Genomic DNA, 233 nt, shown 5'->3' with positions numbered 1-233 from the left:
GCCATGTTCATCGCGCTGATGCCCATGTTGCGCTGTGCGAGCAACTGGCCGCCCGGGTTATAAAAGGAGCCGTTTCCGCCGTTGATCGTCAGTGAGACGTCGCCGGTCGTCGGTCCACCGGGCGCATTGGGATTGCCCGCAAAAATAATCCCGTTCTGATTGTTCAGCGATCCGGTGTTGATGTTCAGGCTGTTCACCGCCATCAACGACCCGCCGCTGTTGTTCAGCCCGCC

General features: G+C 59.7%; 1 protein-coding gene. It reads right to left on the bottom strand.

The genetic code is table 11. From position 1 onward, the window contains the following. Positions 1-203 (bottom strand): hypothetical protein (locus SB658_RS27830; protein ID WP_410603820.1); only part of this gene is annotated, 203 nt, incomplete at its 3' end. Between the last annotated feature and the right edge of the window lie 30 nt (positions 204-233).

This window comes from Bacillus sp. SIMBA_008 (assembly GCF_046535495.1).
In the GTDB taxonomy this organism is placed as follows: Bacteria; Bacillota; Bacilli; order Bacillales; family Bacillaceae; genus Bacillus; species Bacillus subtilis.
Note: the sequence above shows the minus strand (reverse complement) of the source record. Positions and strands in the feature narration are given on the sequence as shown.